This window comes from Streptomyces viridosporus (assembly GCF_002078235.1).
Classification (GTDB): Bacteria; Actinomycetota; Actinomycetes; order Streptomycetales; family Streptomycetaceae; genus Streptomyces; species Streptomyces viridosporus.
Map to the genome: position 1 here is coordinate 1 of NZ_MSGP01000333.1, position 20377 is coordinate 20377.

General features: G+C 73.6%; 23 protein-coding genes and 1 pseudogene. 10 read left to right on the forward strand and 14 right to left on the reverse strand.

Annotated elements, in window-relative coordinates:
* From B7L92_RS23120 to B7L92_RS23155, 8 genes are all read right to left on the reverse strand, one after another.
* Positions 1–1029 (reverse strand): hypothetical protein (locus tag B7L92_RS23120; protein ID WP_081239366.1); only part of this gene is annotated, 1029 nt, incomplete at its 3' end.
* Positions 1029–1703, reverse strand: a complete 675-nt coding sequence (locus B7L92_RS23125; protein WP_081239367.1) for an RNA polymerase sigma factor — start codon at positions 1701–1703, stop codon at positions 1029–1031. The genes B7L92_RS23120 and B7L92_RS23125, both read right to left, overlap by 1 nt.
* Before the next feature lie 429 nt (positions 1704–2132).
* Positions 2133–2963, reverse strand: coding sequence for a hypothetical protein (locus B7L92_RS23130; RefSeq protein WP_174704003.1), 831 nt, complete (start codon positions 2961–2963; stop codon positions 2133–2135).
* Between the two features lie 333 nt (positions 2964–3296).
* On the reverse strand, positions 3297–3914 hold the full coding sequence (locus B7L92_RS23135) for an RNA polymerase sigma factor (protein ID WP_081239368.1): 618 nt from the start codon (positions 3912–3914) through the stop codon (positions 3297–3299).
* 169 nt (positions 3915–4083) lie between these two features.
* Entirely contained in the window at positions 4084–4491 is a 408-nt protein-coding gene (locus tag B7L92_RS23140; RefSeq protein WP_081239369.1) for a hypothetical protein, read from the reverse strand.
* A gap of 160 nt (positions 4492–4651) precedes the next feature.
* On the reverse strand, positions 4652–5266 hold the full coding sequence (locus B7L92_RS23145) for a hypothetical protein (protein WP_081239370.1): 615 nt from the start codon (positions 5264–5266) through the stop codon (positions 4652–4654).
* A gap of 106 nt (positions 5267–5372) precedes the next feature.
* Positions 5373–5879 carry a hypothetical protein gene (locus B7L92_RS23150; protein WP_081239371.1) on the reverse strand — a complete coding sequence of 169 codons (507 nt, stop codon included), beginning with the start codon at positions 5877–5879 and terminating at the stop codon, positions 5373–5375.
* Positions 5880–6010: 131 nt separating this feature from the next.
* On the reverse strand, positions 6011–7573 hold the full coding sequence (locus tag B7L92_RS23155) for a beta-N-acetylhexosaminidase (RefSeq protein ID WP_081239379.1): 1563 nt from the start codon (positions 7571–7573) through the stop codon (positions 6011–6013).
* A gap of 259 nt (positions 7574–7832) precedes the next feature.
* Between B7L92_RS23155 and B7L92_RS23160 the strand changes: the two genes are divergently transcribed.
* The 5 genes from B7L92_RS23160 (at position 7833) to B7L92_RS23180 (ending at position 12038) form a co-directional block, all read left to right on the forward strand.
* Positions 7833–8432 carry a 2-oxo-4-hydroxy-4-carboxy-5-ureidoimidazoline decarboxylase gene (locus tag B7L92_RS23160; RefSeq protein WP_438364018.1) on the forward strand — a complete coding sequence of 200 codons (600 nt, stop codon included), beginning with the start codon at positions 7833–7835 and terminating at the stop codon, positions 8430–8432.
* Positions 8433–8616: 184 nt separating this feature from the next.
* Positions 8617–8997, forward strand: coding sequence for a succinate dehydrogenase, cytochrome b556 subunit (gene sdhC, locus B7L92_RS23165; protein ID WP_004984170.1), 381 nt, complete (start codon positions 8617–8619; stop codon positions 8995–8997).
* A gap of 5 nt (positions 8998–9002) precedes the next feature.
* Positions 9003–9485 carry a succinate dehydrogenase hydrophobic membrane anchor subunit gene (locus B7L92_RS23170; RefSeq protein WP_004984173.1) on the forward strand — a complete coding sequence of 161 codons (483 nt, stop codon included), beginning with the start codon at positions 9003–9005 and terminating at the stop codon, positions 9483–9485.
* A 19-nt stretch (positions 9486–9504) separates the two neighbouring features.
* A complete protein-coding gene (gene sdhA, locus B7L92_RS23175; RefSeq protein WP_004984176.1) occupies positions 9505–11259 on the forward strand; it encodes a succinate dehydrogenase flavoprotein subunit in 1755 nt (584 codons plus the stop codon).
* On the forward strand, positions 11259–12038 hold the full coding sequence (locus tag B7L92_RS23180; protein WP_004984178.1) for a succinate dehydrogenase iron-sulfur subunit: 780 nt from the start codon (positions 11259–11261) through the stop codon (positions 12036–12038). Before sdhA ends, B7L92_RS23180 begins: the two co-directional genes overlap by 1 nt.
* A gap of 114 nt (positions 12039–12152) precedes the next feature.
* Here B7L92_RS23180 and B7L92_RS43940 read toward each other — a convergent pair whose 3' ends face one another.
* Positions 12153–12527 carry a DUF7737 domain-containing protein gene (locus B7L92_RS43940; RefSeq protein ID WP_438364019.1) on the reverse strand — a complete coding sequence of 125 codons (375 nt, stop codon included), beginning with the start codon at positions 12525–12527 and terminating at the stop codon, positions 12153–12155.
* 85 nt (positions 12528–12612) lie between these two features.
* Here B7L92_RS43940 and B7L92_RS23185 point away from each other — a divergent pair, with 85 nt between their 5' ends.
* From B7L92_RS23185 to B7L92_RS23195, 3 genes are read left to right on the forward strand one after another with little or no spacing between them, the layout of a single operon-like run.
* Positions 12613–13020, forward strand: coding sequence for a hypothetical protein (locus tag B7L92_RS23185; protein ID WP_081239372.1), 408 nt, complete (start codon positions 12613–12615; stop codon positions 13018–13020).
* Positions 13017–13538, forward strand: a complete 522-nt coding sequence (locus tag B7L92_RS23190; RefSeq protein ID WP_170102233.1) for a thiol-disulfide oxidoreductase DCC family protein — start codon at positions 13017–13019, stop codon at positions 13536–13538. Before B7L92_RS23185 ends, B7L92_RS23190 begins: the two co-directional genes overlap by 4 nt.
* A 33-nt stretch (positions 13539–13571) precedes the next feature.
* Positions 13572–14351 (forward strand): TetR/AcrR family transcriptional regulator, encoded by a 780-nt coding sequence (locus B7L92_RS23195; RefSeq protein ID WP_081239373.1) that lies wholly within the window; start codon positions 13572–13574, stop codon positions 14349–14351.
* 91 nt (positions 14352–14442) lie between these two features.
* On the opposite strand, the gene B7L92_RS23200 is transcribed toward B7L92_RS23195, so the two are convergent.
* Both B7L92_RS23200 and B7L92_RS42605 read right to left on the reverse strand, forming a co-directional pair.
* Positions 14443–15795: a metallophosphoesterase gene (locus tag B7L92_RS23200; RefSeq protein WP_081239374.1), complete on the reverse strand. Its 1353-nt coding sequence runs from the start codon at positions 15793–15795 to the stop codon at positions 14443–14445.
* A 24-nt stretch (positions 15796–15819) separates the two neighbouring features.
* Positions 15820–16068: an SCO4848 family membrane protein gene (locus B7L92_RS42605; RefSeq protein ID WP_004984189.1), complete on the reverse strand. Its 249-nt coding sequence runs from the start codon at positions 16066–16068 to the stop codon at positions 15820–15822.
* A 172-nt stretch (positions 16069–16240) separates the two neighbouring features.
* On the opposite strand from B7L92_RS42605, the gene B7L92_RS23210 reads away from it, so the two are divergent.
* The gene (locus B7L92_RS23210) at positions 16241–17530 is read left to right on the forward strand and encodes a D-alanyl-D-alanine carboxypeptidase family protein (protein ID WP_081239375.1); all 1290 of its coding nucleotides are present in this window, start codon (positions 16241–16243) and stop codon (positions 17528–17530) included.
* Here the strand turns inward: B7L92_RS23210 and B7L92_RS23215 are convergent.
* The 3 genes from B7L92_RS23215 to B7L92_RS23225 form a co-directional block, all read right to left on the reverse strand.
* The gene (locus B7L92_RS23215; protein ID WP_081239376.1) at positions 17478–18386 is read right to left on the reverse strand and encodes a YihY/virulence factor BrkB family protein; all 909 of its coding nucleotides are present in this window, start codon (positions 18384–18386) and stop codon (positions 17478–17480) included. The two genes, B7L92_RS23210 and B7L92_RS23215, sit on opposite strands and share 53 nt — an antisense overlap.
* Positions 18387–18621: 235 nt before the next feature.
* On the reverse strand, positions 18622–19560 hold the full coding sequence (locus B7L92_RS23220) for a decaprenyl-phosphate phosphoribosyltransferase (protein ID WP_081239377.1): 939 nt from the start codon (positions 19558–19560) through the stop codon (positions 18622–18624).
* Complete coding sequence (locus tag B7L92_RS23225) at positions 19557–20102, reverse strand: phosphatase PAP2 family protein (RefSeq protein ID WP_081239378.1); 546 nt, start codon at positions 20100–20102, stop codon at positions 19557–19559. The genes B7L92_RS23220 and B7L92_RS23225 overlap by 4 nt, the downstream gene beginning before the upstream one ends.
* 133 nt (positions 20103–20235) lie before the next feature.
* Between B7L92_RS23225 and B7L92_RS42610 the strand changes: the two are divergent.
* Positions 20236–20377 (forward strand): annotated as a pseudogene (locus tag B7L92_RS42610) (decaprenylphosphoryl-beta-D-ribose oxidase); the annotation flags it as partial.

The following is a 20377-nucleotide window of genomic DNA, read 5'->3' on the forward strand; positions in this document are numbered from 1 at the left end:
GCTCTTGTCGCTCTTGTCGCTCTTGTCGCTCTTCCCGGCCTGACCGCCGCTCCCGCCGGCCTCGCCCTTCGTTTCGCCGTGGCCGCCGGTGCCGCCGTTGCCCTTGCCTCCAGCGCTGTTGCCGTTGCCGTTGCCGCCACCGTTGCCGTTGCCCTTGCCCTGGTGGGCCTCGCCGTCGGCGCGCTTCCCGGCCGTGGGACCGGTGCCGAGGGCGGCCAGGACGTCCGCGCAGTACGTGTCGACGCGGGAGGAGCCGCCCGCCGCGCCCTCGACGAGGCGCTTGCGGTCGCCGCCCAGCCCCTTGCCGTCCCGGAGGTCCCGGCAGGCCGAGGCGATCTGCTTCCAGCCGCGCCCGGAACGGGCCGCGAAGTCACCGGCGTCCGGGCCCGGCTTCCCCGGCCCGGACGCGTCCTCGTCCTCCCGCGCGTCCGGCCCGTTCTGAGCGGCGCCCCGGGAGCCCCGGCCCGTGCCGCTCTCGGGCACGGTCCCACCGGATGTGGCCGTCTTCGGCGGGGGTGACGGCAGGGGGTGTCCGGAAGGCCGGTCGGCGGCGGTGACGGAGGCGTCCGGATCGGACTCGGAGCCGCCGGACGAGGTCGGCAGGACTCCGGTTCCGGCCAGGGTCGCGGCGCCGCCGACCACGCCGGCCGCCAGCGCGGCGGCCAGCCCGAAGCGCAGGGGGCGCGTCCAGCGGGGTCCGCCGGTGGTTCCGGAACGATCGCCGTGCGGGGAGCCGAGCCGGATCAGCCCGACGTCGGAGGGCCGGCTTCCGGCGGGGCGGCCGGTGTCCGCGTCCGGAGCGGCCCCCTCTCCGCGTCCTTCGCGCGCGGCCCGGAAGGCGGCCAGGGCGGCGGCCTCGCCGGGGAGTTCCCCGCCGGTCGACGGGAGGGGGGCGGAAAGCGCGCCGAGCGTCCTGGCGAGCCGTTCGGCCCGTTCTCGAGCGGCGGGATCGGCAGTTCCGGGTGGTTCTCCGCTCAGCAGACGCTCCGCCGTCTCGCGGTCCAGCCACCTGTCCTGCTCGTCGGCCATCACATGTCCTTCTGCGTCCTCGCTCGCATCTGCGTCACACTCGCGGACGTCACCGTACGACGGCGTGGTTCTCTCTGGGGCGGAAGAGCGTCGAGCACCCCGGCGGATTCCGGATGGCCCTCCGGATCGTCACGGAGCAGCTCGGCCAGCCGTTTCAGGCCGCGGTGCGCGGCCGTCCGCACGGCGCCCGGGCGTTTGCCCAGCGTCTCGGCGGCGGTCTTCGCGTCGAGCCCCACGACCACGCGCAGCACGACGGCCTCGGCCTGGTCCTGCGGCAGCCGGCCGATGAGGGAGAAGGCGCCGTCGGTGGCCAGTGCCTCGATGGCCTCGCCCGCGGTGTCGGACTCGGCGGCCCGCCCGGTGAGCTCGGTCTCGTCGCCGCCGATCGCGGGGCGGCGCCCGCGCATGCGTATGTGGTCCAGCGCGCGGTTGCGGGCGATCCGGGCGGCCCAGCCGCGGAACCGGTCCGCGTCACCGGTGAACCGCTCCAGGTCACGGGCGATCTGCAGCCACGCCTCGGACGTCACGTCCTCGGCGTCGGGCTCGCCGACGAGTGTCCGTACGTATCCCAGCAGCCGCGGGTGCACGGCGCGGTACACAGTCCGGAACGCGGTCTCGTCCCCGTCCTGTGCCGCACGCACCGCGGCGGTCAGCTCCGCGTCGTCCCCCAGCACCGCGCGCGCCCTTCTGCGGCCTCGGCCGGCGCCGCTCTCGCGGACCGGGCCCTCGCCGTCGTGGTTCCTCGGTTGGTCGTTGCCGTCTCTAGGCCGCCGGTGGTTGTTGTGGTCGTTTGTCCTCCACGGCCTGGCGCGAAAGGCACGTTACGACCTGAAACCTGTCTCCGTCCACGTCCGTCCAAGATGCAACTAACCCGTGACACAGCAAGGTGTGACAGAAAAAGCCCGCTCGGCGCTGTAGGGAGTACGGGTCGCCGCGCGGCCCGTGCCGCGCGACGGCCGGGGCCTCTCCTGTGGGGGGTGGCGGCCCCGGCCGTTGCCTTGGCGGCAGCGTCGCGAGGCCGTCCACGCGGGCCTTCGCGGCACGAGGGCGCCGGTCGGCGCGGAATCCCGTGTTCCCCCTGCTCACCGGGGCACGTCAGAACGTCACGAAGGGTCGGCGCCCGGCTGGGCGGGCTCGCCCCGACGGCTGCCCGAGCCGCTCTCCGCCGCACCGGAGCCGCCGGGGGCGCCGGCGGACCCGCCCGCACCGGAGGTGCCGTCGCCCCGGGCGCCGCCCGCGGTGCCCGGGGTGTCGTCGCGCGCGTCGCCGGAGGAGCCGTTCCCGGTCCGGCCGGCCCCACCGGCGCCCTTCCCCGGTGCCGGGGAGCCGCCGGGCCGTGTCCCGGCCGTGGCTCGTTCCAACCGCTCGGCACAGTACGCGTCGACCTTCGCCTCGCCGCCCGCGGCCGCCGTGAGCCGCTTCCAGGCCGTCGCGTCCAGCGCCGCGCCGCGCCCCGCGACCCGCTCGTAGGCGCGGCAGTGCGCCTCGGTGTCCCGGGCCGCGGCAGGGCGGTCCGGGACGGCGGAGGCGGAGGCGGAGGCGGACCCCGGACCGGTGGACCCGCCGACAGGTCCCCCGGCAGGTTCCCCGGTGGGTCCCCCGGTGGACGGACGGGGCGCGGCGGGCGGGGCGGAGGTGCGCCCGTGGTCCTGTGCGGGGCGGTCCGTGACCGGTCCCGGCGCGCCGATCCCGGCGACCGCGACCCCGCCGAGGGCGAGGCCACCGAGCAGGACGGAGAGCACGGCCTTCACCGGGCGGCTCCCGAGCCGCCGGCGGCGGGGCCGCCAGTCGTCCCGGCGCCGGGTGCGCGCGCCGTGCCCGCCCGCCTCCCGGGCGGCCCGGAACGCGGCGACGGCCCGTTGCTCGGCGTCGGCGTCGACGGGGTCCCGGACCAACGCGGCGGTGAGCAGCGACTCGAGGGCGGGGGCGTCCACGACGCGGCTCCGGCCGGTGGCGGGGTCGCACCGCCCGGCCGTGCGGTGTCCGGGCGGCGCGCCCTCAGGGTGCCCACGCCGGCGGCCGGCCGGCCCGCCGTCGCTCTGCCCTTCACCCATGTCCGTTCCCGTCCCTGCTCGCTCCACCCCGCCGGCCCACCGGGCCCGTGCGGTCCACCCGGGCGGGCGGTCCTGCCCGGACCGAGGCATACGTGCCGCGTGTCCGGCCCGTTCAGTCCGCCGGTCCGGACGGTCCGGCGTGGGCCGCCGGGCCGGCCCGCCCGCGCGGGGCGCCGTCGCCCCGCCCGCCGTGTCCGCCGTCCCGGCCGCCGTTCATGTCGACTCACCCAGCGTCCGCGGCGCCTCTTCCGTCACACCCTCGGCGCTCAGCCGTTCGGCCAGGCGTTTCAGCCCCCGGTACGCGGCCGTCCGGACCGCCCCGGGCCGCTTGCCGAGGACACGGGCGGCGGCGGGGCCGTCGAGGCCGACGACCACCCGCAGCAGCACGGCCTCGGCCTGGTCCCGCGGCAGCTCGCCGACCAGCGCCAGGGCGTGTTCGGTGGACAGGGCCTCCATGGCCTGGTCGTGGGTGCTCTGCGGGCCGGGCAGCTCCAGCACGTCCTGCTCCAGGGCCGACGGCCGGGGCCGTACCCGCTGCCGACGCAGGTGGTCCAGTGCCCGGTGCCGGGCGATGGTCGCCGTCCAGCCCCGGAACCCGGCTCCCTCGCCCTTGAACCGCCCCAGGTCACGGGCTATCTCCAGCCAGGCGTCGGACATCACGTCCTCGGCGTCGTCCCCGACCAGCCCGCGCACGTAGGCGAGCAGCGCGGGGTGCACCAGCCGGTAGGCCACGGCGAAGGCGGCCTCGTCCCCTTCCTGGGCCCGCGCGACGGCCGCGCCCAGTTCCCCGTCGTACGCCTGTGCGCGGCGGGGTTCCCCTCCGTGGCCCAAGAACCGTCCTCGTCCGTACCGAGCGCGTAGCGCCTCCGCTCGGCGTGAGCGCGTCCGGTGGTGCCCACGCCTCCCACGGTCATCAGCGTCGGGCTCCATGAAAATGTCACAGCTCGTCAGCGGCCCGTACGGCGCGCGCGGGGCGGGACGCCGGCGCCGTGACGCGCCGTCAGGCACCGTCCCGGGGGTGCGGCCCTCCGCTCGACGCGTCCCGGCACAGCAGCCGCAGGGACCCGTCACCCGTGTAGCAGCGGACCGCTTCCTCGATCGGGTCCCAGAGGCGGCCGTCGGGGGTGCGGATCCAGTGGTCGCCGCCCGTGGTCCACCACTCGCCGCCGGTCTGGCGGACGATCACCTCACCGGTGTAGGCGCCGAATCCGCGCAGCACCGCCTTCACGGCGGCGTACGGGGCCCCCTCCCGGCGTATCTCCTCGATCATGCGGTCGACGCTCCACAGACTGCGCGCCGAGTAGTCGAGGCGCAGCCGTGCCCCTTCGCGCATCGCCGCCACCGCGTCCGCCGCCCACCGGACCGGCTTCGCCGCGGCCGAGGGCCTGGTCTCCTGCTGTGTCGTCACAGTCGTCGCAGTCGTCACACCTTCAAGAGCGTGCCGGTGAAGCGTTTCGTCACCCGGTTCCCGCGGCTTCCCACAACCGGTGCAGAACCGCCCCGACTCCGCCCCGGCTCCACCCCGGGACCGTCACAGCGGCGGGGCGCCGCCGTGCGACGGGACGGCCTCAGTCCTTCCTGCGGCTGCGCCGGGACACCGCGGCGCGCAGCACCCGCCGCCCCTCCGTCGCCACCTCCAGCGCCCCGCGCAGGCCCGTCGGGCCGTGGGCGGACAGCCGCTCCAGGACCGCGACCTGGCGGCGCAGTTCCGCCGCGACGAGCGGCGACACGCCCTCCGTACGGCCCCCGGCCGGGCTCTCCCCCGCCCGGGCCGCGTGGAGGGCCCGGGGAAGGCCCCCGACCTGGTCCGCGTCGTCGTCCCGGGCCGCGGCGCCGTCCAGGAGCCGGTGGATGCGCAGCGCGGCGACGGAGCAGGCGTCGGCCCACGGCCGCAGCTCGGCGGCGGACCGCCGGGCGGGCGCGGTGGCGAGCATCCGGCGCGCGAGCGCCACGGCCTCGTCCCCGTCCCCGTCTCCGTCCGCCGCCGCGTCCAGCTTGCCGCGCACCTCCTCCAGCCGCCCTGCCCAGTCATCGGGGCCGGCGTCCTCCGCGAGGCTCGCCCACAGGGGCCGCAGCACCTCGTCGTCGCCGCCCAGCAAGGGCACGCACCGATCCAAACAAGCCAACCCGCTCACGGCCAGCCCGCGCTCGTCGGCCTGTGCGATCAGTTCCACCAGGCTCATCCACGCCTCCCTCAGCGGGTTCCGCAGGCCCCGAAGAGGCCCTTCACCGGCCACTTCCCTCACGGAACCCGCATTTCCCCTTACTGCGTGCGACGGCCCGGGAATGTCACAGGGGCACCACGCCGAGCCGGTCCAGCAGGCGGAAGAAGATGTTTTCGGCCAAGGGGTCGGGGTCGGCGGTCAGCACCTCGAGCAGTTCCTCGGCGGACACGGTGTGCCCGGCCTCCCCGGCCCAGAGGACGGCGCGGTCGGCGGCGTCACCGGGCTCCAGGAAGTAGTCCTCCAGGGTGAGCCCCTCCTGCTGCCCGCCGAGGTACCCGGCCATCGCGGTCCGGGCCAGGCAGGTCGTCCACGCCCCGCTCTCCGGCGCGGCCGCCTCCACCACGGCGCAGTCGCTGCCCATGACGTATCCGAACAGCGCGGGCGCGCCGGTCTCCCGGGCGAGGTCGTTCATGTTCCCGACGTCGCCCTCGCCGCTCGGGTACTCCCAGACCTGCCATCCGCCCGGTGCCGAGGTGCGCAGGGTCATGCCCGGGGCGGCCCCGGCCAGCGCGTCCAGCTCGGCGAGCGGCCGCTCCCCGCGGCCCACGACGAAATAGCCCCAGTAGCCCATGTGCCGCTGTTCCCCCGGTTCCTCTGCCCGCCGGTGTCCCGGCCCGTCCCACCAGAACACCACCACAGCGGCGCGGCGGTCCGCAGGCGTATGCGGCAATCCGCCCCCGGGCCCCGGCGGGGACCCGCGGGTCAGTCCAGCTCGTCCGCCAGGTTCCGGAACTCCGCCCAGGTCAGTTCCGGCTCCCTCGGGTCCCACAGCTTCTGGACGGTCGCCCGCAGCGGCAGCCGGATCCCGGACGCGACCTGCTCCGCGGTCTGGGAGCCGGCCAGGTCGCACCAGACGGCGAAGGAGCCGCCGAGGATCTGGTCGTCGTACCGGGACGGGACGGCGGTGGTGCCGCGCAGCACCCGCGGCGTCCACTGCTCGTAGATCCGCTCCCCCGTCGGATAGACGAAGGTCTGCGGCTCCCCGAGCACGTAGTAGAGGAACTCGTCGTTGTAGTTGACGACCTCGCGGCCCTCCTCCAGGTACTCGACGGGCTGCCGGGCCCCGATCTCCTTGCCGGTCCAGTAGGCGACCTCGACGTCCTTCGCGACCCGCACCGACGTGTCCCGGAAGAAGCCGTCGTTCCAGGCGCGGGGCGTGCGGTCGTGGGCGCGGACGGTGGTCGCCCGGTCGTTGAGCCAGCCGGTGGCCAGGTCCGCCACGGTCGCGCCGGGGCCGTGCTCCTTCCGCGCGGCGGCGGCGAGGCCCGGGAACGACGCCTCGGGGTCGGACACCACCAGCGCCTGGTACTCGTCGCCGCCGAGGTGCCACCGCCCGCCGGGGAAGAGACCGGCGTACTCGTCCAGCAGGTCGTCGACGATCTCGGCGGACTCGGCCTTGGAGATGTCGATCGCGCCGCGCACGACGCGGCCGTTCACGTCGCGCAGCTGGAGGTCCGGGTGGGCGGCAATGACCGCGCCGAGGTGTCCGGGCGAGTCGATCTCGGGGACGACGGTGATGTGCCGGCTCGCCGCCAGGTCGACGATCTTCTTGACCTGGGCCTTGGTCAGGTGCTCCCGCGACACGATCTCCGGGTGCGAGTCGGACTCGATGCGGAAGCCCTGGTCGTCGGAGAAGTGCAGGCCGAGCTCGTTGAACTTCAGGTCGCCGAGTTCACGGATCCGGTCCTCGATCCAGTCGGCGGTGAAGTGCTTTCGCGCGGTGTCCAGCATCAGCCCGCGCCGCTGCTTGGCGGGCTCGTCGCGCACCACGCCCTCGGGGGCGGCCCCGGCGCCGCGTATCTCCTGCTTGAGCGTGCGGGTGCCGTAGAACACGCCCGCCTCGCCGGGGCCGCTGACGGTCACCCGTCCGCCCCGCACGGTCATCGTGTACGACTCGGGGTTCGCGCCCGCGTCGCGGTTCAGCACCAGCCGCAGGTCCCCGTCCCGCTCGTCGTCCTTCTCACCGGCGTACGCCAGCCCCAGCTCGCCGGCTATCAGGCGCCCCTCGTCGGCCAGCGCGCCGTCGCTCACCACCACCCGATGGGTCCGCTCGGGGCGCCAGCCGGGGCCGCGCTCGGCGGTGTGCTCGCGGACGGCGGGGATGGTGCGCGGTGCCCGGGACAGAGGGTAGGAGCGGCTGGGGCTCGGGCTCGCCTCCGGCGCCGTCGTCGAGTCCGCCGGGCCGTCGCCGTCCGAGGCCGCCCAGAGCCCGAGGCCCACTCCGGCCCCGGTCACCAGCGTGCCCGCGGCGACCGCCGCGACCAGCGCGTTCCGCCGCCGCCTCGCCGCCCGCGCCGCTGCCCGACTCCCGTACTGCCTGTGCTGCCTGTGCCGACTCACCCCGCCAACCTACGACTCGAACGAGTGAGGGGCGTCGACAGGCCGTTCCGAAACTCTGCCGTCCGAGTGAATCGGGGGCATCGCCCGGACATGTCATGGACTCACTCGGTAACGTGTCGTCACAACTCTCACACCTTCTGCCACCGAACACACACGCGACGCCCACTGAGGACTCACGCTGCCTGTGCACCGCCTCCCCGACCTCCCCGGCCGCTTCGTCATACCCGGACAGTCCCGCGGCAGACCCGGCCCCCCGTCCCCGCTGGAGCACTTCAACGCCGCCCCCGCCGAGGAGGCCCGGCGCACCCTGCTGACCTGCCTGGACAGCCTCCACTGGGCCCTGCTCATGGCCGGCCACCGCCCCTACCCCGACCTGACGTCCCTGCTGGCCGCCTCCGACGAGGCGGCGTACGACCTGACCGCGACGGAACTCGCCCGGGCCCTGACGGCGGAAGCCCTGCCCGCCCTGCCGGCGGACACGTACGCGGCCGCCCACACGGCCCTGAACGCGGCGTACGCCGCCTACGAGGCCAAGTTCGGACATGTGTTCGTCATCTGCCTCGACGGCCTGAAGCCGGACGCCGTCCTGGACCACGTACTCGAGGGCATCCGGTCACGATTGGCCAACGATCCGGAGGAGGAGCGCCCGGTGGCGGCGGAGGAACTCCGGCGCCTGGCCAGGGGCCGCCTGACCGCCCTCCTGTCGGACGGGGCGGCCGCTCACCGGCTCTCCGCACCCGACGAACCCGACAACCAGGGCGAATGCCCGCGCCCCGCGCCGTGAGAACCGCGGGAAGAGCCGCGTCCGCACCCCTTCGAGTGCAAGTTCGCTCGCACCGGTAGCCCCGCTGTGAGCGCCGCAGACACACCTGGCTACGATGCTGGGGGCCGGTGGACCGTACCCGGCCGGGCCCGGCCGACAAGGAAAGCCGGCGCGGCCCCAATCACCGCTCCCGGAGGAAACTTCCGTGCCGGCTGGAACGCTGTACCGCGGCCGGGAAGGAATGTGGTCCTGGGTGGCTCACCGAGTCACCGGCGTCCTCATTTTCTTCTTCCTGTTCGTTCACGTGCTGGACACCGCCCTCGTGCGGGTGTCCCCGGAGGCCTACGACCAGGTCGTGGCCACGTACAAGACGCCGATCGTCGCGCTGCTGGAGTACGGCCTCGTCGCCGCCATCCTCTTCCATGCGCTCAACGGCCTGCGTGTCATCGCCGTCGACTTCTGGATCAAGGGCGCGCGTTACCAGAAGCAGATGCTCTGGACCGTCGTCGCCGTATGGGTCGTGCTGATGCTCGGGGCGATCTACCCCGTCCTCGGTCACGCCGCTCGTGAAGTGTTCGGGAGCTGACGCCCATGTCCACCACTGAAACCTCCGCCTCGGGCATCGGCCCCGTCGAGGGCGCCTCCCTCCACTCCGTGGACAACCCGGCGCCGGTCATCGAGCCCCCGCGCAAGCGCACCAAGAAGACCCCGAAGACCACCCGGGGCAACTTCGAGCTGGCCGCCTGGCTGTTCATGCGCCTGTCCGGCGTCGTGCTGGTCGTGCTGGTCATCGGCCACCTGCTGATCCAGCTCGTCCTGGACGGCGGTGTCTCCAAGATCGGCTTCGCCTTCGTGGCGGGCCGCTGGGCCTCGCCGTTCTGGCAGGTCTGGGACCTGCTGATGCTGTGGCTCGCGATGCTGCACGGCGCGAACGGCCTGCGTACCGTCATCAACGACTACGCGGAACGGCCGAACACCCGGCTGTGGCTCAAGGGCCTGCTCTACACCGCCACGGTGTTCACCATCCTGCTGGGCACGCTGGTGATCTTCACCTTCGACCCGAACATCCGCTAGGCACGGGGCTGCGAGAATCATGAAGATCCACAAGTACGACACCGTCATCGTCGGCGCCGGCGGCGCGGGCATGCGCGCGGCCATCGAGTCGACGAAGCGCAGCCGCACCGCCGTCCTGACCAAGCTCTACCCCACCCGCTCCCACACGGGCGCCGCGCAGGGCGGCATGGCCGCCGCGCTGGCCAACGTGGAGGAGGACAACTGGGAGTGGCACACCTTCGACACGGTCAAGGGCGGTGACTACCTGGTCGACCAGGACGCCGCCGAGATCCTGGCGAAGGAGGCCATCGACTCCGTCCTCGACCTGGAGAAGATGGGCCTGCCGTTCAACCGGACCCCGGACGGCACCATCGACCAGCGCCGCTTCGGCGGCCACAGCCGCAACCACGGTGAGGCCCCGGTCCGCCGCTCCTGCTACGCGGCCGACCGCACCGGTCACATGATCCTCCAGACGCTGTACCAGAACTGCGTCAAGGAGGGCGTGGAGTTCTTCAACGAGTTCTACGTCCTGGACCAGCTGATCACCGAGGTCGACGGCGTCAAGAAGTCGGCCGGTGTGGTGGCCTACGAGCTGGCCACCGGCGAGATCCACGTCTTCCAGGCGAAGGCCGTGATCTACGCCTCCGGCGGCTGCGGCAAGTTCTTCAAGGTGACGTCCAACGCGCACACCCTGACCGGTGACGGCCAGGCCGCCGTGTACCGCCGGGGCCTGCCGCTGGAGGACATGGAGTTCTTCCAGTTCCACCCGACCGGCATCTGGCGCATGGGCATCCTGCTCACCGAGGGTGCCCGCGGTGAGGGCGGCATCCTGCGCAACAAGGACGGCGAGCGCTTCATGGAGAAGTACGCGCCGGTCATGAAGGACCTCGCCTCCCGCGACGTCGTCTCGCGCTCCATCTACACGGAGATCCGCGAGGGCCGCGGCTGCGGTCCCGAGGGCGACCACGTCTACCTGGACCTGACCCACCTCCCGCCGGAGCAGCTGGACGCCAAGCTGCCCGACATCACGGAGTTCGCGCGGACCTACCTCGGCATCGAGCCCTACACGGACCCGATCCCGATCCAGCCGACCGCGCACTACGCCATGGGCGGCATCCCGACCAACGTGATGGGCGAGGTCCTGGCGGACAACACCACCGTCGTACCGGGCCTGTACGCGGCCGGCGAGGTCGCCTGCGTGTCCGTGCACGGCGCCAACCGCCTGGGCACCAACTCGCTGCTGGACATCAACGTCTTCGGCAAGCGCGCGGGCATCGCGGCGGCGGAGTACTCGCAGACCGCCGACTTCGTCGAGCTGCCGGAGGCCCCGGAGTCCTTCGTCGTCGAGCAGATCGAGCGGCTGCGCACCTCCACCGGCGGCGAGCGGGTGGCCCAGCTCCGCAAGGAGCTGCAGGACACCATGGACGCCAACGTCATGGTGTTCCGCACCGAGCAGACGATCAAGACGGCGGTCGAGAAGATCGCCGAGCTGCGCGAGCGCTACAAGAACGTCGCCATCCAGGACAAGGGCAAGCGGTTCAACACCGACCTGCTGGAGGCCATCGAGCTGGGCAACCTGCTCGACCTGGCCGAGGTCATGGCCGTCTCCGCGCTGGCCCGCAAGGAGTCCCGCGGCGGTCACTACCGCGAGGACTACCCGAACCGCGACGACGTCAACTTCATGCGCCACACCATGGCGTACCGCGAGGTCGGCGCCGACGGCTCCGAGACCGTCCGTCTGGACTACAAGCCGGTCGTCCAGACCCGCTACCAGCCGATGGAGCGTAAGTACTGATGGCTACCCCTGTTCTGGACAAGGCGGACGCGGCCGGATCGCCCGAGCCCGGCTTCGCCGACTCCCCCTACATCACCGTCACCTTCCGGATCCGCCGGTTCAACCCGGAGGTCTCGGCGGAGGCGACCTGGGAAGACTTCCAGCTGGAGATCGACCCCAAGGAGCGCGTCCTCGACGGTCTGCACAAGATCAAGTGGGAGCTGGACGGCACGCTGACCTTCCGCCGCTCCTGCGCCCACGGCATCTGCGGCTCCGACGCCATGCGGATCAACGGCAAGAACCGCCTGGCGTGCAAGACGCTGATCAAGGACATCAACCCCGAGAAGCCGATCACGATCGAGGCCATAAAGGGCCTGACGGTCCTGAAGGACCTGGTCGTGGACATGGAGCCGTTCTTCCAGGCGTACCGGGACGTGATGCCCTTCCTGATCACGAAGGACACCAACGAGCCGACGCGCGAGCGGCTGCAGTCCGCCGAGGACCGCGAGCGCTTCGACGACACGACCAAGTGCATCCTGTGCGCCGCCTGCACGACCTCGTGCCCGGTGTTCTGGAACGACGGCCAGTACTTCGGCCCGGCCGCGATCGTCAACGCGCACCGCTTCATCTTCGACTCGCGTGACGAGGCCGGCGAGCAGCGCCTGGAGATCCTCAACGACCGCGACGGCGTGTGGCGCTGCCGCACGACCTTCAACTGCACGGACGCCTGCCCGCGCGGTATCGAGGTCACCAAGGCGATCGCGGAAGTGAAGCGCGCGCTGATCACGCGCCGCTACTGAGGCACGTCGCCGTACGTCCGTGAGGGCCCCGTCTCCGCCGGAGACGGGGCCCTCTGGCATATGCCACGCCTTCGGGCGAACGCGCCCGAGACGGACGTGAGGGCGCCCTCCGCCCTACGATGATGGTCTCGACACCGGCCCCCGGGAGGCACGCGATGTCCGCAGTGTCCGTCGAGCGGCCCCGGACGGGCGGCTGAGGGGTGCGGGCTCCTCCGGCCGGCTCAGGATCGCCGGGTCCGTGATCCGCGTGTCGTTCACCGGCAGCACCGCCTCGCTCAGGATCACCGCCGACGCCCGGTCGTCCTCGTAAGGGCAGGTGACCGGCCTGCGGGGCCGCCGGGCCCGTCGGCCTGCCGGGTGGGGCCGTCGCCGACGCTCGCCCCACCGACGAACAGGTCGCGGCACGTCACGGTTCCCGTGGCGGGGGCGGTGCGGGACGGCACCGACAGCGCTCGGCCGGGTCGGGGCGCCGACCGTGACGCGGCCCACTCGCCATCGAGTTGAACATGTTCAAAAGAAAGCCCTACAGTCTTCCTGTCAGCGTTTTGAACGCGTTCAAGAAGGGCTGGGGGACATGGACCGCACGGTCATCGCCTACGTCATCTACCTGCTGGTCAGCATCGCGCTGACCGTCTGGGTGGCCCGCACGCTCAGCAGCAACGGGCGGGTCTTCCTCGCCGACGTGCTGCGCGGCAATGAGAAGCTCGCCGACGCCGTCAACCGCCTGCTGGTGGTCGGCTTCTACCTGGTCAACCTCGGGTTCGTCGCGCTGTACCTGAGCGACGACGACACGATCGCCGACACCCGCGGCGTCTTCGAGGCGCTGTCGACCAAGGTCGGCGTGGTCCTGCTGGTGCTGGGTGTCATGCACCTGGGCAACGTGTACGTGCTCAACCGGATCCGGCGGCGCGGGGTGATGGAGCGGGAGCAGGTGCCGCCGGTCGCGCCGCAGGACTGGGTGGCCCCCTCGGCCGGGGCGTGAGCGGCGTGACGGCCCCGCGCGAGGACCGGGACGCCCGGCGCGTCCCGGTCCGCCGGCTCACCGTGCTCTACGACGCCGAGTGCTCCCTGTGCACCTTCGTCCGGGACTGGCTGGTCCGCCGGCCGCAACTGGTGCCCCTGGAGCCGGTCCCGGCGGGCTCACCGGCGGCACGGGCCCGCTTCCCCGGCCTCGACCACGGCGCCACCCTGGAGGAGATCACCGTGGTCGGTGACGCCGGGCAGGTCTACCGGGGCGCCGCCGCCTGGATCGCCGTCCTGTGGGCGCTGCGCGAGCACCGGCCGCTGGCCCACCGGCTGGCCACCCCGTCCGGCGCCCGGCTCGCCCGGGGCGCGGTCCTGGCCGCCGCCAAGTGGCGCGGGGCGCGGCAGGGCGGCGCGCGGGGGCCGGACTGGGGCGGACGGGCGTACCACCGGGTCGACGGCTGGACCTACGACCCGCGTCACGGCTGGAGCCGCACCCCGCCGGGCTGCGCGGACGGTTCCTGTGCCACCCCGTAGGACGCCTCTCGCCTGGCGTTAGGCTCTCTTTCCGTGCCCGTGAAGAACGACGGCCCCGACGACGGCGCCGCACGCAGCAAGTCCGAGCAGACCCGCGCCCTGATCCTCGAGACGGCCATGCGGTTGTTCCAGGAGCGCGGGTACGACAGGACGACCATGCGGGCCATCGCCCAGGAGGCCGGGGTCTCCGTCGGCAACGCGTACTACTACTTCGAGGGCAAGGAGCACCTGATCCAGGGCTTCTACGACCGGATCGCCGCCGAGCACCAGGTGGCGGTCCGGGAGGTCCTGGAGCGGGAGACCGACCTGGAGGCCCGGCTGGCCGGCGTGCTGAAGGCGTGGCTGGACATCGCCACGCCGTACCACGAGTTCGCGGTGCAGTTCTTCAAGAACGCCGCCGACCCGGACAGCCCGCTCAGCCCGTTCTCCCCCGAGTCGGAGCACGCGCGGGTGGAGGCGATCAGCGTGCACCGGGCGGTGCTGGCCGGCACGAAGACCAAGGTGCCCGAGGAACTGCGGGACGTCCTGCCCGAGTTGATGTGGCTGTCCCAGATGGGACTCGTCCTGTACTGGATCTTCGACCGCACCGAGGGCCGCGAACGCAGCTACCGGCTCGCCGAGCGGGGCGCCCGGCTCACCGCGCGCGGCGTCGCCCTGGCCCGCTTCCGGGTCCTGCGGCCGCTGGTGCGCGAGGTCCACGAGCTGTTCACGGAGTTCCTGCCGGGGATGACGCGGGCGCTGCCGGACCCGGCGAAGGGCCCCGCGAGGAAGGGGGCGCCCGCCGACGACGAGCGCCCCGGGGACCCCGGCTGACCGCGGCCCCCTCCGGGCCGACCCCGCGCGGGTCGCCGGGCCGGAACCGGGTGGGGCGTCCCGGGCGCGGCGCCGCTCCGGGCCCTCGCCCTCAGGTCCGGGCCGACGCCAGCTCGATCACCGTGATGTCCGACGGCGCGCCGACCCGGGTGGGCGGGCCCCAGGCGCCGGCGCCGCGGGAGACGTAGAGCTGGGTGTCGCCGTAGCGGTCCAGGCCGTCGAGGGTGGGGTTGGCGGCGCCGGCCAGGAGGTTGGCGGGCCAGAGCTGGCCGCCGTGGGTGTGGCCGGAGAGCTGGAGGTCGACGCCGTGGTCGACGGCCTCGTGGATCTGCACCGGCTGGTGGGCGAGCAGCACGCACGCGCGGGCCCGGTCCCGGTCGCCGAGCGCCCGCGCGAAGTCCGGTCCCTGTCCCTCGTTCTCGCCGGCCACGTCGTTCACCCCCGCCAGGTCGAAGTGCGGGAGTTCCGTGCGGGCGTTCTCCAGCGGGCGCAGGCCGAGGCGGCGCACCTCCTCGACCCACTCCTCGGCGCCGGAGAAGTACTCGTGGTTGCCGGTGACGAAGAAGGAGCCGTGACGCGCCGTCAGCTGCGCCAGCGGGGCCGCGGCCGGGCCGAGGTCCTTCACGCTGCCGTCCACCAGGTCGCCGACGACCGCGATCAGGTCGGGCTGGGTGGAGTTGATCGTGTCGACGACCTTCTGCGCGAAACCGCGGCCGAGGACCGGTCCCAGGTGGATGTCGCTGACCACCGCGATGCGGTAACCGTGCGCGGCCCGGGGCAGCTTGGCGAGCGGCACGGTGACCCGCTTCACCCGCGGTCCGCGCAGCACGCCGTACGTCCCGTACCCGACGGTCCCCAGGGCCGCCGCCGCGGCGGCCCCGCCGACGACCCGGGAGACGAACAGGCGGCGGGAGGGCCCGGAAGGGGTCTCGGAAGGGGTCCCGGCACCCGGGTCACCGGCGTCCGGCGTTCCGGTCTCGTCCTCGGGGCGGCCGGGCTCCGGCGCCCCGGGCACGGGTTCGGCCGTGGCGGCGGGGTCCGCGGCGGCCGGTGCGGCGGCCACCGCTCCCGCCGGTATCGGCACCGGTTCCGGCTCTTCGGCCACCGTCCGCGTCGCCCCCGCCCGCCGTTCGAGGACCCGCCGCAGCACGGGCCGTACGAGCTCGCCCGCGAGCAGGGCCAGCAGCAGGTAGAGGGAGACGGCCAGCCACAGGTAGCCGGGCCAGGCCAGGATCTGCTGGAGCCGGAAGGGGGCGTCGCTGCGCCCGACGACGAAGGCGGCCACCGTCAGCGCCCAGCCGCCGGCGATCACCGCCGCGCCCGCGCGGCGCACCGGGCCCGGCCCCCGGGTGGTGTCCCGGAACAGTCGGCGCCACACGTACCAGTTGCCCGTCACCAGGACGGCCAGGACGAGCAGCGCGACGAGTACGAAAACGATGGCCACGGTGCGGAGTTCCCCTGTTTCCGGTCAGGACGTCCGTGACGTCCGGCTCAGTGCGCGCAGACCGCGCAACCCGATGCCCCCGATGACCGTCCCCAATACGAAGGAGACGACGGCGAGCAGCAGGTGCACCCAGAAGTACGCCGTCGGGTCCCCGTTCTCGAACGCGAGCCCGCTGCCGTCCTTGACCAGGTTCTTGACGAAAGTGATCCAGATGACCCAGCTCCACACCCCGAAGGCGAGCAGGAACCAGGAGACGGGGCGGCTGAGTTTCACCAGAACAGACCTTTCATCGCGGCGCCGGTCCCCCTCGGCCGGCCGGGTGTCCGGAGGATGTCCCCCGGAGGAGCACGGCATGGGTCCAGTATCACCGGGACCTGTCCGGTTCCTTGCCCGGGGTGGGCACCGGGAGGGGACGCCCCCGGGTGTGGCATGTACCTTTCCGACCGTGCCCGCACCCGAGAACACCGTCCGGCGATCCCTCCTGGTCGCCTCCGCCGTCCTGTTGTCCACCGCGCTGACCGCGCCCGCCGCCCTCGCGGCCCCGAAGCCGTCGACCACCCCCTCGGCCACGCCCCCGGCGAAGATGTCGACCGTGGGCGGCGCCCGGCTCGGCCTGCCGGGGACCCAGGTCGACCTCGCGAGCGGGGTGCCGGTGCTGCCGAAGGACCTGTCCGCCCGCTCCTGGATCGTCGCCGACGCCGAGTCCGGCGAGGTGCTGGCCGCGCACAACGCGCACTGGCGGCTGGCCCCGGCGAGCACGCTGAAGATGCTGTTCGCCGACACGCTGCTGCCGAAGTGGCCCAAGTCGACGGAGCACCGGGTGGAGGTCTCCGACATGGCCGGCGTCGGCCCCGGCTCCAGCATGGTCGGGATCAAGGAGGAGGAGACCTACACCGTCCACGACCTGTGGCTCGGGGTCTTCCTGCGGTCCGGCAACGACGCCGTGCACGTGCTGTCGGCGATGAACGGCGGCGTGGAGAAGACCGTCGAGGAAATGAACGAGCACGCCGAGGAGCTCCAGGCCCTCGACACGCACGTGGTCAGCCCCGACGGCTACGACGCCGAGGGCCAGGTGTCCTCCGCGTACGACCTGACGCTGATCGCCCGGTCCGGGCTGCAGAAGAAGGACTTCCGGGAGTACTGCTCGACGGTCTCCGTGAAGTTCCCCGGCGAGACGAAGAAGAACAAGAAGGGCAAGGAGGTCCGCGGGTCCTTCGAGATCCAGAACACCAACCGGCTGCTGGTCGGGGCCTACGACGTGCCCGTCTACGAGGGCATAGCGGGCGTGAAGAACGGCAACACCACCAACGCGGGCGCCACCTTCACCGGGGTCGCCGAGCGCGACGGCAAGGTGCTGCTGGTCACCGTGATGAACCCGGAGAAGGACAAGGGCAACGCGGTCTACAAGGAGACCGCGAAGCTCCTCGACTGGGGTTTCGCGGCGGCCGGCAAGGTCGAGCCGGTGGGCGAGCTGGTACCGCCGAAGAGCGCCGTGCGGACGGGCGCCCGGCCGGGTGCGACCGCCTCCCCCGGTGAGGCCGGGGGCGCCGGGGACGGCACGGTCGTGGCGGGGGCGAAGCCGGTGGCGAGTGCCACGGCCGGGAACGGCTCCAGCGGCATCGGGGTGGCCCTGGGCATCACCGGCGGGGTGCTGGTGCTGCTCGCGGGCGGCGCGTTCCTGGTCAACCGCCGCTGGCCGCTGCCGGACCTGGTGCGTCGCCACTCCCGTCCGTGAGCCCGGCCCCCTTGCTCGGCGTCGCCGTCCAGGCGGCGCAGAACAGGACCAGTTTCGCGGTGAAGTTGATCCACAGCAGCAGGGCGACCGGCACGCCGAAGGCGCCGTACATGCTCTTCGCGGCGACGCCCTGCATGTAACCGCTCAGCAGCAGCTTCAGCAGTTCGAAGCCGACCGCGCCGGTGATCGCGGCGACCGACAGGCGGTGCCGGGTGGGCTCGACGCCGGGCAGCAGGGTCAGGACGTACAGCAGGAGCAGGAAGTCGGCGCCCACGGCGACGGCGAATGCCGCGATCCGCAGGACGATCCCGCCCCAGCCGCCCTTCTCCAGCCCGATGGCGTCGCTGATCCGGCCGACCAGCGCGGAGGCGACGGTGGAGGCGGCCAGGGTGACCAGGAGCGCGCCGCCGAGCCCGACGAGGACGCCCGCGTCCTTGCCCCTGCGCAGGAAGGGGTTCTCCTCCTCGTCGGGCAGCTCCCACACCGCGCGCAGGCACTCGCGCGTGGAACCGGCCCATCGGATGCCGGTGAACAGCAGGACGGTGCCGGCGATGAGGCCGACGGTGCCGGCGTTCTGCACCAGGTCGCCGACGTTCAGCTCGTCGGAGATGCCGGGCACCTGGTCGGTGATCGCGTTCTGGAGGGTTTCCTGCCGGTCCTGGCCGAGCGTGGCGGCGCCGATCGCGGCGGCCACGGTGAGCAGCGGGAACAGCGCGACGAAGCTGGTGAACGTCATCGCGGCGGCCAGCCGCGTCCAGTGCACGCGGTCCAGGCGCTCGTACGACCGCCACGCGTGCGTGAGCATCAGCCGCGCCACCCACGGCCCCACGCCCGGGAGCCTCTTCAGCCAGTCCATGACCCGACTCTGCCCCCGCCGCGGAAGCCCCATGTCCCGGCCCCCGGAACCGCGCGGCACCGCCGGCGGGGCGCACCGCGGGGGACCCGGCGTACGGGAGCGCGCCGCGCACGCGCGCGGGGCGGCAGGTGCCCGGCGCGGCCCGGGCGGGCGGTCCGGCGGGGCGCGGCCGGGGAGCCCGCGCCGGTGCCGCGCCGGGCGGCGCCCCCGGCCCCGCGCCCGGGCCGGGGGCACCTCACCAGTCCGCCACCGCCAGGGCGTACATCGCCGCCCACACCAGGCCGATGAGGGCGAGCGCGCGGTCGCGCAGGACCACCTCCTCGGGTTCGCCGGCGGTCCCGCGGTCGGCGAAGACGGCGTACCTGAGGACCGCGAGGACGAAGGCGACCACGGACAGCTCCCGCCAGGGCAGCACGCCGGTGTGCGGCGCCCCGCCCTCCTCCAGGGCCCACAGGCAGTAGCCGAGGACGGCGACGCCGGCCGCGAGCTGCCAGACGAAGCGGAGGTACCCGGTGGTGTACTCGGTGAGCAGCGCGCGCGTGGCGCCCGCCTTGCCGGCCATCTGCACGGCCTCGGAGTAGCGCTTGGCCGCGACCATGAACAGCGCGCCGAACCCGGTGGTGATCAGGAACCAGCGCGACAGCGGAAGGCCGAGCGCGAGCCCGCCGACCACCGCCCGCATCAGGAAGCCGGTGGTGACGACGACGAGGTCGACGACGAGGACGTGCTTGAGGCTGACGCAGTACGCCAGTTGCATGCCGAGGTACGCGGTCAGCAGCACGGCGACCTGCGGCGGGCACAACCGGGCCGCGGCGACGGGAGCGAGGACGCCGAGGACGACGCCGACGGCGTAGGCGACCGGGACCGGCACCTGGCCGGCGGCGACCGGGCGGTGGCACTTGGTGGGGTGGGCCCGGTCGGCCTCGGCGTCGCGGGCGTCGTTGACCAGGTAGACGGCGGCGGCGCAGAGGGTGAACAGGACGAAGACCAGCGCGAGCCGGATCAGCGCGGACCGGGAGAAGAGTTCGCCGGCGGCGGCGGGAGCGGCGATCACCAGGACGTTCTTGACCCACTGCTTGGGCCGCGCGGTGCGCAGCAGGCCCCTGAGGAGGCCGCCCCCGGAAGGGGGCGCCGCCTGCCGCCGGTCCCGGTGCAGGAGGGCGGTGTCGGTCACGCCGCTCCTCCCCGCATCCAGCGGGCGCCGAGCCGGGCCGTGAGCGCGCCCAGGGCGGCGCCGGCCGCCACGTCCGAGGGGTGGTGCACACCGGCCACCAGGCGGGAGAGGCAGACGGCGGCGGCGAGCGGGGGCACCGCGTGCGACCCCAGCGCTCCGAAGGCGACCGCGGCGGCCGCGGCGGAGGTGGCGTGCGAGCTGGGGAAGGAGTGCCGGCCGACCGTGCCGACCAGGGGTTCGACATGCGCCGGGCGCGGGCGGCGCACGACCCGTTTCACGCCCATGCTGACGGCGTGGGCGCCCGCGGTGAGCACGGTGCCGCGCAGCCAGGCGCCGCGCCGCGGGCGGTCCGCGGCGGCTCCCGCCAGCCCCGCTACGAGCCACAGCGCCCCGTGCTCCCCCGCCCAGGACAGGACGCGCACGGCGTCGGCCACGCGCGGATCCGCACCGCACGCTCTGAGGGCCGCGCCGATCCGGCGGTCCACGGCGTGGAGGCCGAGGGGGCGGGGGGCGGGGCGGTGGAGGTCGTGGAGGTCGTCCATGTGGACTCACTGTTCACTCCCGTCGGGCCGGAATTCCCCCATGAAGGAGCGACATCCCATTAATCACCCGTTCCGGGGACGGAATTGATGTTTCGAAACCAATCACTCACACAGGGGCGATACGGTCGCCCTCATGCCTGCCGACACCGTTCCCGTCACGGGATGGGGGCGCACCGCTCCCACCGCCGCCCGGCTGATCCGCCCGCGGACGTACGAGGAGGCCGCCCGGGCCGTCCGGGGCTGCGGGGCCCGCGGGGGCATCGCGCGGGCCCCGC